The organism is Actinoplanes regularis, assembly GCF_900188005.1.
In the GTDB taxonomy this organism is placed as follows: domain Bacteria; phylum Actinomycetota; class Actinomycetes; order Mycobacteriales; family Micromonosporaceae; genus Actinoplanes; species Actinoplanes regularis.
Map to the genome: position 1 here is coordinate 661,744 of NZ_FZNR01000001.1, position 15,397 is coordinate 677,140.

The following is a 15,397-nucleotide window of genomic DNA, read 5'->3' on the forward strand; positions in this document are numbered from 1 at the left end:
GCGGCGGGAAACCGGCCACCAACTCACCGGTTACCAGGCAATCACCCGCGGAGCGAAGCGAAGCCAACTAGCCGAGCTCAGCTCTTGGCGAGGCCGTAGGTGAGCGCGTCGACGAGGGCGGTCCAGCTGGCCTCGACCACGTTCTCGTGGACGCCGACCGTGGTCCACTCCCGGCTGTGGTCGCTGGTCTCGAGCAGCACCCGGGTGATCGCGTTGGTGCCGTGGCTCCCCTCCAGGATCCGCACCTTGTAGTCGTTGAGCTCGAACGACTTCAGGGCCGGGTAGTGGTTGGAGAGCGCGGTGCGCAGCGCCTCGTCGAGGGCGTTGACCGGGCCGTTGCCCTCGGCGGTGGCGATCACCCGCTCGCCCTTGACCCGGACCTTGACGGTGGCCTCGGAGATCACCTTGCCGTCCTCGCGGTGCTCGACCAGCACCCGGTACGACTCCAGGGCGAACGGCCTGGTGACGTCCGCGCCCGGCAGCTCGTTGCGGACCAGCAGCTCGAACGAGGCGTCCGCGGCCTCGAACGACCAGCCGCCCGCCTCCAGGTCCTTCACCTTGCGGGTGATGGTGGAGAGCGTGTCCGGATGGTCGGCCAGGTCGAGCCCGAGCTCACGGCTCTTGAGTTCGATGCTCGCCCGGCCGGCCATCTCGGTCACCAGGATCCGCATGTCGTTGCCGACGACCACCGGGTCGATGTGGTTGTACAGCAGCGGATCCACCTTGATCGCGCTCGCGTGCAGCCCGGCCTTGTGGGCGAAGGCGGCGGCCCCGACGTAGGCCTGGTGGGTGTCGGGGGCGATGTTGGCGATCTCGGCGAGCGCGGTGGAGACCCGCGTCGCCTTCTCCAGGCATCCGTCCGGTAGGACCTTCAGCCCGAGCTTCAGTTGCAGGTTGCTGACCGTGGCGAACAGGTCGGCGTTGCCGGGGCGCTCGCCGTACCCGTTCGCGGTGCACTGGAAGTGCTTCACCCCGGCCTCGACCGCGGCGATCGTGTTGGCGACCGCGCAGGCGGTGTCGTTCTGGCAGTGGATGCCGAGCCGGTCGGCGCTCACCCCGGTCCGTTCGACCACCTCGGTGATGGCCTTGGTGATCATCGAGGGGAGCATGCCGCCGTTCGTGTCGCACATGACCACCCGCTCGGCGCCGGCGTCGATGGCCGCCTGGACCACGCTCGCCGCGTAGGCGGGGTCGTACCGGAAGCCGTCGAAGAAGTGCTCGCAGTCGACGAACGCCCGCCGGCCGTTGGCGACCAGGTGGCGAACCGTGTCCCGGACCATCGCGAGGTTCTCGTCGCCGGTGGTGCGCAGGGCCCGCTCCACGTGCCGGAGGTCCGACTTCGCGACCACGCAGACCACCGGGGTCTCGGCGTCGAGCAGGGCCCGCACCTGCGGGTCCGCGGCCACGTCCACACCGGCTTTGCGGGTCGCGCCGAACGCGACCAGCACCGCGTGCCGCAGCTCCAGTTCGCGTTTCGCGCGTTCGAAGAACTCGGTGTCCTTGGGCATGGCGCCCGGCCACCCACCCTCGATGAAACCCACGCCGAACTCGTCCAGCAACCGCGCGACTGCGAGCTTGTCGGCCACCGTGTAGCTGATTCCCTCGCGCTGCCCACCGTCGCGCAGCGTCGTGTCGAACACCTGGTAGTCCATCGAGGATGGTCCTTTCAGTCGGTCACCCACACAACAAAAAGACCCCCCGCGGATGCGGGAGGTCTGCGCGTCGGCGGAAGTCAGCCGGCGCGCTAAGTGCGAATAATCAGCACGAGGTGGGCCACGAGATGAAGCATGCCACTATCCGGCTTCGAGGGGAGCGTTGTTCCACGTATCGAGACTAGGTTTGTCCGCGTGGTCGCCGAATCTTACTCACGAAATCTCGGGTTCTCCGCCACCTACAACTTCCGCGACGTCGGCGGATACACCGGCCTCGACGGCCGGACCGTCCGGTGGCGACGGCTCTTCCGGGCCGACTCGCTGCACCGGATCAGCGAGGACGACGCCCCCGCCTTCACCGCCCTGGGCATCCGGACCGTGATCGACCTGCGTCGCCCGGCGGAGGTCGAGAAGTTCGGCCGGGTGCACGAGCGGTACGGCACCGACTACCGCAACCTGGTCCTCAAGCACATCGACTGGGAGGAGATCGAGCACCCCGAGGGGACGGTGCACGAACGCTGGCTCGCCGATCGATACCTCAACTTCGCCGAGGACGGCCGCGAGGGCATCCTCGACTCGCTCCGCCTGATCGCCGACCCGGTCGCCGCGCCGGTGGTGGTGCACTGCATGGCCGGCAAGGACCGGACCGGCACGATCTGTGCGCTCACGCTCTCGCTGCTCGGGGTCTCCGACGCCGACATCGCCACCGACTACGCGCTGACCACGTCGGCGATGGCCCCGCTGACCGCATACCTGCTGCGGACGAACCCCGAGGCGGTCAACGGCAACGAGCACATGTTCGACTCCCCGCCGGCCGCGATGCGGCTGTTCCTGGACGACCTGCGCGCCCTGCACGGCTCGGTCGAGGGGTACGTCCGTGAGATCGGACTGACCGACACCGAGATCGCCACACTCCGTCACCATCTGCTCGACGGCTGAAGGCGTGGGCCGGGACCGGGCAGCGCGTAGCGGCCGGGAGTGGGCAAGGCGCCGCGCGGGTCACGAACGGGACGTGGCCGATCGGCCTACGGACTCCGGCCCGATCGTTCGTACCGGAGAAAATCTCTGAGCCGGACCGCTGATCAGCGGAGGCAAAACGCCCCCGCTGATCTGCGGAATCGTCAGAGGACGCGGTGGACCCAGCCGAAGGTGTCTTCGGCGCGGCCGCGCTGGATGTCGACGAGCTCCTTGCGGAGGCCCATCGTCACCTCGCCCGGGCCACCGTCGGCGACCTTGAACTCGCCGTCGGGGCTCTTGATCGTGCCGATCGGGGTGATCACCGCGGCGGTGCCGCAGGCGAAGGCCTCACGGACCCGGCCGGAGGCGGCACCCTCGCGCCACTCCTCGAGGCTGATCGCGCGCTCGTCGACCCGGCGGCCGGCCCGCTCGGCCAGCTTGATCACCGAGTCACGCGTGATGCCCGGCAGGATCGTGCCGGTCAGCGGCGGGGTGACCAGGCTGCCGTCGTCGAGCACCAGGAAGACGTTCATCCCGCCGAGCTCGTCGATGTACTTGCGCTCCACCGCGTCCAGGTAGACGACCTGGTCGCAGCCGTGCCCGGCGGCCTCGGCCTGGGCGGAGAGACCGGCGGCGTAGTTGCCGCCGCACTTGGCCGCGCCCGTGCCGCCGGGGGCGGCGCGGGTGTAGTCCGGGGTGACCCAGACCGACACCGGCTTGACACCACCGGAGAAGTACGGCCCGACGGGCGACGCGATCACCAGGTAGAGGTACTCGAGCGCGGGGCGCACGCCGAGGAAGACCTCGCTGGCGTAGGCGAACGGCCGCAGGTAGAGGCTGCCGTCCTCGCCCTCGGGGATCCACTTCCGGTCGATCGAGATGATCTCGTGCAGCGACTTGAGGAAGAGCTCCTCGGGCAGCGCCGGCATCGCCATCCGCTGGGCGGACAGGGCGAAACGCGCGGCGTTGGCTTCGGGGCGGAACATCGCCACGCCACCGTCCGGCAGCGTGTAGACCTTCAGGCCCTCGAAGATCTCCTGGGCATAGTGCAGGACAGCGCTGGCCGGGTCCATCGGGATCGGGGCGCGAGCCTCGACCCGGGGCTCGTACCAGCCTTTGCCGTCGGCGTAGCGCACGGTGACCATGTGATCGGTGAAGACCCGGCCGAATCCGGGGTTGGCCAGCAGGGCGGCACGCTCGCCGTCGCCTACGGGTGCCGGGTTCGGACGGATCTCGAAGTCGAGGCTGTCACCACCGCTCATGACAAAGGGACCTGCTTTCTGCGGAAATCAAGCATGCGAGGGGGCACCCTGAGTGCGCCCATGAATCTACCCCGAACGGTCGTTAAAACAATGACCGCAGGGCTTCAGTGAAGATCAGCCGTCCGGCTCAGAGCGCGGCGACGACCCGGTCGCCGACCTCGGCGGTACGCAGCGGCGCGCCCGGCGTGCGGGACGCGACCTCGGCCGCGACCGCCTCGGTTACTCGGGCCGCCTCGCCGTGCTTGCCGAGGTGCTCCAGCAGCAGGGCCGCGGAGAGGATGGCCGCGGCCGGGTCGGCTATGCCCTGGCCGGCGATGTCCGGCGCGGAGCCGTGCACCGGCTCGAAGGTCGACGGGTACTTACGCTCCGGGTTGACCGAGCCGCTGGCCGCCATGCCGATGCCACCGGTGACGGCGGCGGCGATGTCGGTGAGGATGTCGCCGAACAGGTTGTCGGTGACGACCACATCGAACCGCTGCGGGTTGCTGACCATGAACATGCTGGCCGCGTCGATGTGCTGGTACTCGGTGGTGACCTCGGGGTACTCCGCGGCGACCGCGTTGAACGTGCGGGACCACAGGTTGCCCGCGTGGGTGAGCACGTTGGTCTTGTGCACCAGCGTCAGGTGGCGGCGCTCGCGGCGCTGGGCGCGGTCGAACGCGTCCCGGATCACCCGCTCGACGCCGTGCCGGGTGTTCAGGCTCTCCTCGGTGGCGATCTCGGCGGGGGTGTCCTTGTGCAGGACGCCGCCGGCGCCGACGTAGAGACCCTCGGTGCCCTCGCGGACCACGACCATGTCGATCTCGCCGGGCTTGACCCCGGCCAGCGGGCTGGTGGTGCCGGGCCAGAGCTTGGAGGGGCGCAGGTTCACGTACTGGTCGAAGTCGAAGCGGAGCTTCAGCAGCAGGCCGCGCTCCAGGATGCCCGGCGGGACGCTCGGGTCACCGATCGCGCCCAGCAGGATCGCGTCGTGGGCGGCCAGTTCGTCCTCGATCGCCTGCGGCAGGACCTCGCCGGTGCGGTTGTAGAGGCGGGCGCCCAGGTCGTACTCGTTGTAGTCGACGCCGGGGAGGACCGCGTCGATCACCTTGCGGGCCTGCGCGGTCACCTCGGTACCGATGCCGTCGCCGGCCACCACCGCGATCCGCGCCACGCTCACGTCGACTCCCTGCACACGTCCCGACATTAAGCACACACCGTAGCGTGCGGTCCCGAGAGACGGAACGCTGATCCCATGTTTTGAACATGCCAGGAAAGCAAACAACCCCCGGGACCGCGGCAAACGGTCCCGGGGGTTGTGCGACGAGTACGCGTGGCTCGGTCCCGCCAGATTCTCACCGCGCGACCCACGGCGGACTCCGTCACCCGAAGACGTGACCACCCAGATCGTGCGGCTGGGACAACGCTAGCGATGCGGACTAATGACGCGCAAGACGCATCCCCGCGTGTCGGCCGACCGGTTCTCAACCTGGAGCCGTGGTAGTGGCACCATGCGCCGGTGAGTTTCGACCTAGTGGTGTGGGCGATGGATCCCGCGGCGACGCCGGACGCCGTGCGCGAAGCCAATGCGCGGTGCGCCGACGGCGTACACCCGCAGCGCCCCGCCGACCCCCGCGTCGTTGCCTTCTACGACGCCTTGACCAGCAGTTACCCCGATCGCGGACCGCGCGCGACGGCGCCCGGCTCGCCGTGGGCCAGCGCGCCGCTGCACGCCGCCGCGGACCACATCCAGATGCGGCTGGACGAGAGCTGTCCGGACGTGGTGCTGGAGATGATCGAGCGCCTGGCCGCCGAGCTGAAACTGGATCTTCTCGACCTGCAGGACGGAACGGTCTACCCACCACCCGTCCGGGCCCACTAGTCCGCCCGCAGGTCGACCATCGCCGCGTTCGAGGAACCGATCTCGGCGGCGACGGCGGCGAGCAGGTCGGGGTCGACCGACGAGTCCACCGTCAGCGTCATCAGCGCCTCGCCGCCGGCCGCCTCCCGGGCCACCTGCATCGCGGCGATGTTGACGCCGGCCCGGCCCAGGGTGGTGCCGATCCGGCCGACCACGCCGGGACGGTCCCGGTAGCGGAAGAACAGCAGCACACCGTCCGCCGGCAGGTCCAGTTCGAAGCCGTCCACCTCGACCAGCTTCGAGCCGGCTCCGGCCACCGCGATGGTGCGGCCGTCCGCCAGGGCGCCCCGCACCACGATCATGCCGGCGTGTTCGCCGGCCTCCTCCGAGGTCGCCAGCTCCACCTCGACACCCCGGTCCGCGGCCAGCTTCGGCGCGTTCACATAGGTCACCCGCTCCGCCACCACCGAGGCGAACAGGCCCTTCGTGACGGCCAGCCGGAGCACCGTGACGTCGTGCGTGGCGACCTCGCCGCGCACCTCCACCGTCAGCCGGTCAGCCACCCCGCCGGCGACCGCGGTGAACACCCGGCCGAGCTTCTCGGCGAGCGGGAGCAGCGGGCGTACGTCCTCGTCCACCGCCCCACCGGCGCTCACGTTCACCGCCTCCGGCACGAACTCGCCGCGCAGCGCCAGCCGGACACTGCGCGCCACCGCGACACCGGCCTTGTCCTGTGCCTCGACGGTGGACGCGCCCAGGTGCGGGGTGACCGTCACGTTGTCGAGCTCGAACAGCGGCGACGAGGTCAGCGGCTCGGTCTCGAACACGTCCAGCCCGGCCCCGGCCACCCGGCCGTCGGCGATCGCCTCGGCCAGCGCCCGCTCGTCGACCAGGCCGCCGCGGGCCGCGTTCACGATCCGCACCCCCGGCTTGACCAGGGCCAGTTCCTTCTCGCCGATCAGACCCACGGTCTCCGGGGTGCGCGGCAGATGCACCGAGATGAAGTCGCTCTCCCGGATGAGCTCGTCCAGGGCGACCAGGCGGACCCCGAGCTGCGCGGCCCGGGCCGGCTGGACGTACGGGTCGTACGCGATCAGATTCGTCCCGAAGGCCGCCATCCGCTGCGCCACCAGCACGCCGATCCGGCCGAGCCCGACCACTCCGACGGTCTTGCCGTACATCTCGACCCCGGTGTAGGCGGAGCGCTTCCATCGGCCCGCCTTGAGCGCCGCGCTGGCGCTCGCGGTGTGCCGGGCCGTGGTCAGCAGCAGCGCGACCGCCTGCTCGGCGGCCGAGATGATGTTGCTGGTCGGGGCGTTCACCACCAGCACGCCACGGGCGGTCGCGGCGGGGATGTCGACGTTGTCCAGGCCGACCCCGGCCCGCGCCACGACGCGCAGGTGAGGTGCGGCGGCCAGTGCCTCGGCGTCGATCCGGGTGGCGCTCCGGACGATCACCGCCTCGGCTTCTTCCAGTGCGTTGAGCAGCGCGGGCCGGTCCGTACCATCCACCGATTTGACCTCATATTCGGTGGCCAGCACATCGATCGCGGCGGGCGCCAATTCCTCGGTTACCAGGACGACTGAAGCCATGGCTCTCCATCCAGGTTCGTCGGCATTGACGGACCCAGATGGTACGGACCGCGGGAACCGCTGGTTCAGTTCACTCACGAAGAAGGCCCGGCCGGTCACCCCGGCCGGGCCCTTCGTCTTCCGACAGATCAGGCGGTTTCGGTGATGGGCCGGTCGACCCAGCTCATCATGCCGCGCAGCTTCTTGCCGGTGATCTCGATCGGGTGCTCGGCGCCCTGCTCACGGTACTTCTTGAGCTCGGGGCCGCCGGCCTCGTCGTCGGCGATCAGGCGACGGGTGAACTCGCCGGACTGGATGTCGGCCAGGATCGCCTTCATCTCCTTCTTGGTCTCCGCGTTGATCACGCGCGGACCGGAGACGTAGTCACCGAACTCGGCGGTGTCCGAGACGCTGTACCGCATCCGGGAGATGCCGCCCTCGTACATCAGGTCGACGATCAGCTTCAGCTCGTGCAGGCACTCGAAGTACGCGATCTCCGGCGCGTAGCCGGCCTCCGTGAGCACCTCGAAGCCGGTCTGCACCAGCGCCGCGGTGCCGCCGCAGAGCACGGCCTGCTCACCGAAGAGGTCGGTCTCGGTCTCCTCCTTGAACGTCGTCTTGATGACGCCGGCGCGGGTGCCGCCGATCGCCTTCGCGTACGACAGGGCGAGCGCCTGGCCGTTGCCGGTCGGGTCCTGCTCGACCGCGATCAGGGCGGGCACGCCCTTGCCGTCCACGTACTGACGGCGGACCAGGTGACCCGGGCCCTTCGGGGCGACCATCGCGACGGTCACGTCGGCCGGCGGCTTGATCAGCTCGAAGCGGATGTTCAGGCCGTGGCCGAAGAAGAGCGCCTTGCCCGCGGACAGGTTCGGCGCGATCGACTCGGTGTAGATCTTGCGCTGCGCGGTGTCCGGCGCCAGCACCATGATCACGTCGGCCCACGCGGACGCCTCGGCCGGGGTCTTCACCGTGAGGCCCTGCTCCTCGGCCTTGGCCCGGCTCTTCGAGCCCTCCTGCAGGCCGACAACGACCTCGACACCCGAGTCGCGCAGCGACAGCGAGTGCGCGTGGCCCTGGCTGCCGTAGCCGATAACGGCGACCTTCTTGCCCTGGATGATCGACAGGTCGGCGTCGTCGTCGTAGAACACTTCCGCGGTCATGACTTCCTTCTTTGAATGTTGAGCCTTCAGTCCGCTTTAGGGCGGTGGGTGGGGCGGTCGGACGGGAAGAAAACTAAGCGGCACGGAGCGCGGGGCCCGTGGTGATGGAGCGGGATCCGCGGCCGATGGCCACGAGGCCCGACTGGACCATCTCCTTGATGCCGTACGGCTCGAGGTCGCGCAGCAACGCATCCAGTTTGTCGGGATTGCCGGTGGCCTCGATCGTCAGGGTGTCCGGAGCGACGTCGATCACCCGCGCCCGGAACAGTTCGACGGTCTCGAGCACCTGGCCACGCTGCGCCCGATCAGCACGCACCTTGACCAGCAGGAGCTCACGCTGGACCGACTGGGCCGCGTCCAGTTCCACGATCTTCAGGACGTTCACCAGCTTGTTGAGCTGCTTGGTGACCTGCTCCAGCGGGGAGGAGTCCGCGTTGACCACGATCGTGATGCGGCTGACGTCCGGGTTCTCCGTCTCGCCGACCGCCAGTGAGTCGATGTTGAAGCTGCGCCGGGAGAACAGCCCGCTGACCCGGGCCAGCACACCGGGCTTGTTCTCGACCAGCACGCTGAGCGTGTGCTTGTTCGTCATCAGAGGTCGTCCTCATCGAAGGTGGGACGAACGTCCCGGGCGAACATGATCTCGTCATTGCTGGTGCCGGCCGCGACCATCGGCCACACCATGGCGTCCTTGCCGACCGTGAAGTCGATGACCACCGGGGCGTCGTTGATCTCCATGGCCTGCTGGATGACCTTGTCGACGTCGTCCTTCGACTCGCAGCGCAGGCCGACGCAGCCGAGCGCCTCGGCCAGCTTCACGAAGTCCGGGATCCGGTGCTTGTGCGTGCCCAGTTCGGTGTTCGAGTACCGGCCGTCGTAGAACAGGGTCTGCCACTGCCGGACCATGCCCAGGTTGCCGTTGTTGATGACGGCGACCTTGATCGGGATGCCCTCCAGCGCGCAGGTGGCGAGCTCCTGGTTGGTCATCTGGAAGCAGCCGTCGCCGTCGATCGCCCAGACCTGGAGGTCGGGCTGGGCCACCTTGGCGCCCATCGCGGCCGGAACGGCGTAACCCATGGTCCCGGCGCCGCCCGAGTTGAGCCAGGTGCCCGGCTTCTCGTACTTGATGAACTGGGACGCCCACATCTGGTGCTGCCCGACGCCGGCGCAGTAGATCGCGTCCGGGCCGACCAGCGCGCCGATCCGCTCGATCACGTACTGCGGGGCCAGGGTGCCGTCGGTCGGCTCGTCGTAACCCAGCGGGTACCGCTCACGCAGGTCGTTGAGCTGGCTCCACCAGCCGGGGTACTGGTCGACGCCGCCGGCGGTGGCGGAGACCGCGGCGATCAGCTCGTCGATCACGTGCCGGGCGTCACCGACGATCGGGACGTCGGCGTGCCGGTTCTTGCCGATCTCGGCCGGGTCGATGTCGGCGTGCACCACCTTGGCTTCCGGCGCGAACGAGTCGAGCTTGCCGGTGACCCGGTCGTCGAACCGGGCGCCCAGGGTGACCAGCAGGTCGGCCTTCTGCAGCGCGTAGACCGCCGGGACCGTGCCGTGCATGCCGGGCATGCCCAGGTGCTGCGGGTGCGAGTCGGGGAACGCGCCGAGCGCCATCAGCGTGGTGACCACCGGCATGCCGGTCAGCTCGGCCAGCTTGCGCAGGCCGTCGGTGGCGCCGGCCTTCAGCACGCCGCCGCCGACGTACAGCACCGGGCGCTTGGCCGCGGCGATCAGCCGGGCCGCCTCGCGGATCTGCTTGCCGTGCGGGTGCAGGGTCGGCCGGTACCCGGGCAGGTCCAGGGCCGGCGGCCAGTTGAACGTGGTCTGTGCCTGCAGGACGTCCTTGGGGATGTCGACCAGGACCGGGCCGGGCCGGCCGGTGAGCGCCAGGTGGAACGCCTCGGCGACGACCCGGGGCAGCTCATCGGCGGTCTGGACCAGGAAGTTGTGCTTGGTGATCGGCAGGGTGATGCCCTGGATGTCCGCTTCCTGGAAGGCGTCCGTGCCGATCGCCGGGCGGGCCACCTGGCCGGTGATGGCGACGATCGGAACCGAGTCCATGTACGCGTCCGCGATCGGCGTGACCAGGTTCGTCGCGCCCGGGCCGCTGGTCGCGATGCAGACCCCGACCTTGCCGGTTGCCTGCGCGTACCCGGTGGCGGCGTGCCCCGCGCCCTGCTCGTGCCGGACCAGGATGTGCCGGACCCTGGAGTCGAAGAGCGGGTCGTACGCCGGCAGGATCGCCCCGCCGGGAATGCCGAACGCGACCTCGACGCCGAGTGCCTCGAGTGACCGGACGAGGGCGCCCGCGCCCGTGGTGGCTACCGGAGCCGTCACGGCCGGAGCGGTGTTCACGGCCGCCGCGACGGTGGCCGGCGTAACTCGGTTGGCGAGGGTTTCAGGCGTGGGTCTCGTCATGGCAGTTCAGACCTTTTCGGGTTGGCGTCCGGCACTTGAGCAACAAAAAAGGCCCACGTGCAGAAGCACGGGACCTAGCGCACCCTCCTGATGGGACAGGAGCGGTGCGCTCAGATAAGTACTCGGGACGCGAAGCACATGCGACTAACCTTGCCCCATCTCACGGCCTGAGTCAACTGATCCCACATTTTGATCACCCGCCGCCGCCACGAACTCCGGATCGGTCGGCAACAACGCTCTGAGCTGCCGCATTCCGGGACCGAGGCGGACCACCTGACTGCGGGCCGGTGCGCTCGCCGGCGCCCCGGAGCGTGGGGCCGGCAGCGGCCGGGGACCGGTCGGGCGCAGTGACTGCAGGCGCGACTCGAAGTGCTCGGCCGGAACGCCCCACCCGAAGAGCGAGCCCTGGCCGAGGCGGCAGCCCGCCTCCTCGACCACCTCCCGCTGGGCCGGCGTCCCGATCCCCTCGGCCAGCACCTCCAGCCCCAGCCGGTGACCCAGCCGGACCACCACGTCGACCAGCGGCGCGGCGGTGCCGGTGCGGGACTCCGGCTCGGCCACCAGCGCATGATCGATCTTCAGGATGTCCACCGGCAGGGTGCGCAGCTGGGTCAGGGACGAATACCCCGCGCCGAAGTCGTCGAGCGCGATCCGCACCCCCGTCTCGCGCAGCTCGGCCAGCCGGCGGACCAGCTCCTCCATGTCGGTGGCGACCGCGTGCTCGGTCACCTCCAGCACCAGCCGCTGCGGCGGGACGCCCAGCTCGGCCAGGATGTCCGCGACCTGGGCGGCGTAGTCGGCGTTGTGCAACTCCTTGGGCGACAGGTTCACCGACATCCAGATGTCGTGGCCGGCCGCCAGCCAGTCGGCGAGCTGCCGGCAGGCCTGCTCCAGCACCCAGGCGCCGATCCGGTTGATCAGCCCGGACTCCTCGGCGACCGGGATGAACTCGTCCGGCCGGACCGGGCCCAGCTCCGGATGGGTCCAGCGGAGCAGCGCCTCGGCGCCCACCGGCCGCATCGACGGCAACGCCACCACCGGCTGGAACACCAGGCGCAGCTGGTCGCGGTCGATCGCGTGACGCAGCTCGCCGGTCAGCGTGCCGCGGCGGCGCAGCAGCTCGTCGTAGCCCGCCTGGTACTGCTCGACCCGGTTCTTGCCGCGCTGCTTCGCGTACCGCAGCGCGAGGTCGGCGTCGTGCAGGAGCTCACCGGTGGAGGCCACGCCGATGCTGGCGGAGAGGAAGATCTGGCCGCCATCCACGTCGTACGACTCACCCAGCACGGCGAGCAGCCGGTGCGCCGCGAGCACGGCCTCGTCCACGTCGCCGTGCATCAGCACCGCGAACTCGTCACCGCCCAACCGGGCCGCCACGTCGCCGGCGAGCAGGTTGCGCTTGAGCCGGGCGCCCACCTCGACCAGCACCGCGTCCCCGACGTCGTGGCCGCGCAGGTCGTTGACCGTCTTGAAGCCGTCCATGTCGATGCCGATCAACGCGGCGGGAGCATCGGAGCCGCGGAGCGCCAGTTGCAGGCCGCGGCGGTTGGCCAGGCCGGTGAGCGGGTCGGTGTGGGCCAGGTCGCGGAAGTGCCGTTCCCGCTGGCGCAGCTGCACCGTGTAGCGCCGGACGTCGTCCAGCGCCAGGAACTGCCGGGCCACCAGGGCCAGCCCCTCGATGCTGATGCCGAAATATCCGAACGCGTCCAGCGTCCCACCCTGGGCCAGGTGGTAGCCGAGCGCGGCGACCACCCCGAGCATCGGGATCACCGCGTACGCCCCGCCGCGCTCCAGCACGTCGCCGGTCGCCTGCACCGGCCGGTCGGCGGCCCGCACCGCCCAGGCCACCAGGATCAGCCCGGCGCAGAGCAGCAGCACCGCGGTCAGCACCAACTCGTCGTCCTTGCGGCAGATGCCGCTGGACACCCCGGCCGAGGCGATCGCGGTCAGGCTCACCCCGGCGCCGACCCGCACGGTGTGCCGCCGTGGCCGGTGCGCGTGCAGCGCCAGCACGCCGGTCAGGCCGAGCGCGACCACCGCCAGCACGGCCGGCAGGATCACCGCGGCGCACCGGTAGGGCGTGGCGTCGCCGAGGATCCGGGTCGGGCGGGCCAGCAGCGACCAGCCGACGAACCAGACCGACGCCGCGATGACCAGGCCGTCCAGCACGTGCCGGAGCGCGGCGGCCGGGCCGCGCGCCGCTCCGGGCAGCGCCACCGTGCCGGCCAGCAGGGCGAGCATGCCGATCGCCATGCCGACCGCCATCGCGGTGGCCAGCGGCCGGCTCCCGGGCGCCAGCCCATGATCATGCCGATGCGCGGTGAGCAGCGCGGTGGCCAGGCCGGCCAGGGCGGCCGCGGTGACCACCGCTCCGCCCGCGGCGAGCAGCAGATGTGCCCGGCGGGCGGCGCCGGTGTGCCGGCGCCCCGACTGGCCGAGCAGACCGACCGCCGGGACCGCGGCGAGCAGGCCCGCGAGGCCCGCCAGCTCCATACCGGACGGTGAGTGCACGCACACACTGTGCCGGATCTTCATCGATTGCAAAACCCTTGGCGTCCCGCGCTGTGGACGTGTGTGGCAGTTCCGCCGCTGCTCGGTGGCACTATTGGGAAATGCCTGAGCTGCGCTCCCGGACCTCGACCCACGGTCGCACGATGGCCGGCGCGCGCGCCCTTTGGCGCGCCACCGGTATGACCGACGACGACTTCGGCAAGCCGATCGTCGCCATCGCCAACAGCTACACCCAGTTCGTACCGGGGCATGTGCACCTCAAGGACCTCGGCGGCCTGGTCGCCGAGTCGATCGCCGCGGCCGGCGGCGTCGGCCGGGAGTTCAACACCATCGCGGTCGACGACGGCATCGCGATGGGGCACGGCGGCATGCTCTACTCGCTGCCCAGCCGCGAGCTGATCGCCGACGCGGTGGAGTACATGGTGAACGCGCACTGCGCCGACGCCCTCGTCTGCATCTCGAACTGCGACAAGATCACCCCGGGCATGCTGATCGCGGCGCTGCGGCTCAACATCCCGACGGTCTTCGTCTCCGGCGGCCCGATGGAGGCCGGCAAGACGGTCGCCATCGAGGGCATCGTGCACGAGAAGCTCGACCTGGTCGACGCGATGAGCGCGGCCGCCAACGACAACGTCACCGACGCTCAGCTCGACACCATCGAGCGCTCGGCGTGCCCGACCTGCGGCTCCTGCTCCGGCATGTTCACCGCCAACTCGATGAACTGTCTGACCGAGGCGATCGGCCTGTCGCTGCCCGGCAACGGCTCGACGCTGGCCACGCACGCCTCCCGCAAGGCCCTGTTCGAGGAGGCCGGGCGGCTGATCGTCGAGATCGCCAAGGACTACTACGAGAAGAACGACGAGTCGGTGCTGCCGCGCTCGATCGCCAGCCTGAGCGCCTTCGAGAACGCGGTCGCCCTGGACGTCGCGATGGGCGGCTCCACCAACACCGTGCTGCACCTGCTCGCCGCGGCCCGCGAGGCGGAGCTGGACTTCAGCGTCTCCGACATCGACGCCATCTCGCGCCGGGTGCCGTGCCTGTCCAAGGTCGCGCCGAACAGCCCGAAGTACCACATGGAGGACGTGCACCGGGCCGGCGGCATCCCCGCCCTGCTCGGCGAGCTGAACCGGGCCGGCGCGCTCAAGACCGACGTCCGTTCCGTGCACTCCCCCACGCTGGAGTCCTGGCTGGCCAAGTGGGATATCCGCGGCGGATCGCCGGCTCCCGAGGCGCTGGAGCTGTTCCACGCCGCCCCCGGCGGGGTCCGCACCACCGAGCCGTTCAGCACCACGAACCGGTGGGCAAAACTGGACACCGACGCGGTCGAGGGCTGCATCCGGTCGGCCGAGCACGCTTACACGGTCGACGGTGGCCTGGCCATCCTCTTCGGCAACCTCGCCCCGGACGGCTGCGTCGTCAAGACCGCCGGCGTCGACGAGTCGATCTGGAAGTTCACCGGCCCGGCCCGGGTCTACGAGTCGCAGGACGACGCGGTCACCGGCATCCTGGGCAAGGAGGTCGTCGAGGGCGACGTCGTCATCATCCGGTACGAAGGCCCCAAGGGCGGCCCGGGCATGCAGGAGATGCTCTACCCGACGTCGTTCCTGAAGGGCCGGGGCCTGGGCAAGGCGTGCGCGCTGATCACCGACGGCCGCTTCTCCGGCGGCACGTCCGGCCTCTCCATCGGCCACGTCTCCCCCGAGGCGGCCGGCGGCGGCCTGATCGCCCTGGTCGAGACGGGCGACGAGATCACCATCGACATCCCGGGCCGCAGCATCACCCTGAACGTCCACGACGACGTGCTGGCCCAGCGCCGGCACGAGCAGGAGCGGCGCCCCAAGCCGTACTCGCCGGCGAACCGCCAGCGCCCGGTCTCCGCGGCCCTGCGCGCATACGCGTCGATGGCCACCAGCGCCAGCGACGGCGCATACCGCCGAGTCCCCGAGTAGGTAGCTCTTCCAGCGCCGGCCGAGAACCTCGTTCTCGGCCGGCGCCGCATTTCAGGCCGCTACCGCTCCCGGCC

At 70.3% G+C, this 15,397-nt stretch carries 11 protein-coding genes; 3 read left to right on the top strand and 8 right to left on the bottom strand.

All coding sequences use genetic code 11. The annotated features are described in order from the left end of the window. Window positions 1-77 precede the first annotated feature (77 nt). A complete protein-coding gene (gene cimA, locus CHC09_RS02815; protein WP_089291323.1) occupies window positions 78-1,652 on the bottom strand; it encodes a citramalate synthase in 1,575 nt (524 codons plus the stop codon). Window positions 1,653-1,847: 195 nt separating this feature from the next. Between cimA and CHC09_RS02820 the strand changes: the two genes are divergently transcribed. Further along, on the top strand, window positions 1,848-2,591 hold the full coding sequence (locus CHC09_RS02820) for a tyrosine-protein phosphatase (protein WP_239138047.1): 744 nt from the start codon (window positions 1,848-1,850) through the stop codon (window positions 2,589-2,591). A 182-nt stretch (window positions 2,592-2,773) separates the two neighbouring features. Here CHC09_RS02820 and CHC09_RS02825 read toward each other — a convergent pair whose 3' ends face one another. Together CHC09_RS02825 and CHC09_RS02830 are read right to left on the bottom strand one after the other, a co-directional pair. Next, the gene (locus CHC09_RS02825) at window positions 2,774-3,871 is read right to left on the bottom strand and encodes a branched-chain amino acid aminotransferase (protein ID WP_089291325.1); all 1,098 of its coding nucleotides are present in this window, start codon (window positions 3,869-3,871) and stop codon (window positions 2,774-2,776) included. Window positions 3,872-3,998: 127 nt separating this feature from the next. Beyond that, on the bottom strand, window positions 3,999-5,030 hold the full coding sequence (locus CHC09_RS02830) for a 3-isopropylmalate dehydrogenase (protein WP_089291326.1): 1,032 nt from the start codon (window positions 5,028-5,030) through the stop codon (window positions 3,999-4,001). A gap of 366 nt (window positions 5,031-5,396) precedes the next feature. Between CHC09_RS02830 and CHC09_RS02835 the strand changes: the two genes are divergently transcribed. After that, entirely contained in the window at window positions 5,397-5,732 is a 336-nt protein-coding gene (locus CHC09_RS02835) for a hypothetical protein (RefSeq protein WP_373871880.1), read from the top strand. On the opposite strand, the gene serA is transcribed toward CHC09_RS02835, so the two are convergent. The 5 genes from serA to CHC09_RS02860 form a co-directional block, all read right to left on the bottom strand. Continuing rightward, a complete protein-coding gene (gene serA, locus CHC09_RS02840) occupies window positions 5,729-7,303 on the bottom strand; it encodes a phosphoglycerate dehydrogenase (RefSeq protein ID WP_089291328.1) in 1,575 nt (524 codons plus the stop codon). The genes CHC09_RS02835 and serA overlap by 4 nt on opposite strands. Window positions 7,304-7,431: 128 nt before the next feature. Next, on the bottom strand, window positions 7,432-8,445 hold the full coding sequence (ilvC, locus tag CHC09_RS02845; protein WP_089291329.1) for a ketol-acid reductoisomerase: 1,014 nt from the start codon (window positions 8,443-8,445) through the stop codon (window positions 7,432-7,434). 73 nt (window positions 8,446-8,518) lie between these two features. Beyond that, on the bottom strand, window positions 8,519-9,037 hold the full coding sequence (gene ilvN / locus CHC09_RS02850; RefSeq protein WP_089291330.1) for an acetolactate synthase small subunit: 519 nt from the start codon (window positions 9,035-9,037) through the stop codon (window positions 8,519-8,521). Continuing rightward, window positions 9,037-10,866, bottom strand: coding sequence for an acetolactate synthase large subunit (locus tag CHC09_RS02855; protein ID WP_089291331.1), 1,830 nt, complete (start codon window positions 10,864-10,866; stop codon window positions 9,037-9,039). The genes ilvN and CHC09_RS02855 overlap by 1 nt, the downstream gene beginning before the upstream one ends. A 144-nt stretch (window positions 10,867-11,010) precedes the next feature. Beyond that, entirely contained in the window at window positions 11,011-13,356 is a 2,346-nt protein-coding gene (locus CHC09_RS02860; RefSeq protein ID WP_179276950.1) for a putative bifunctional diguanylate cyclase/phosphodiesterase, read from the bottom strand. Between the two features lie 119 nt (window positions 13,357-13,475). Between CHC09_RS02860 and ilvD the strand changes: the two genes are divergently transcribed. Then, on the top strand, window positions 13,476-15,323 hold the full coding sequence (gene ilvD, locus CHC09_RS02865) for a dihydroxy-acid dehydratase (protein WP_089291333.1): 1,848 nt from the start codon (window positions 13,476-13,478) through the stop codon (window positions 15,321-15,323). Window positions 15,324-15,397 lie beyond the last annotated feature (74 nt).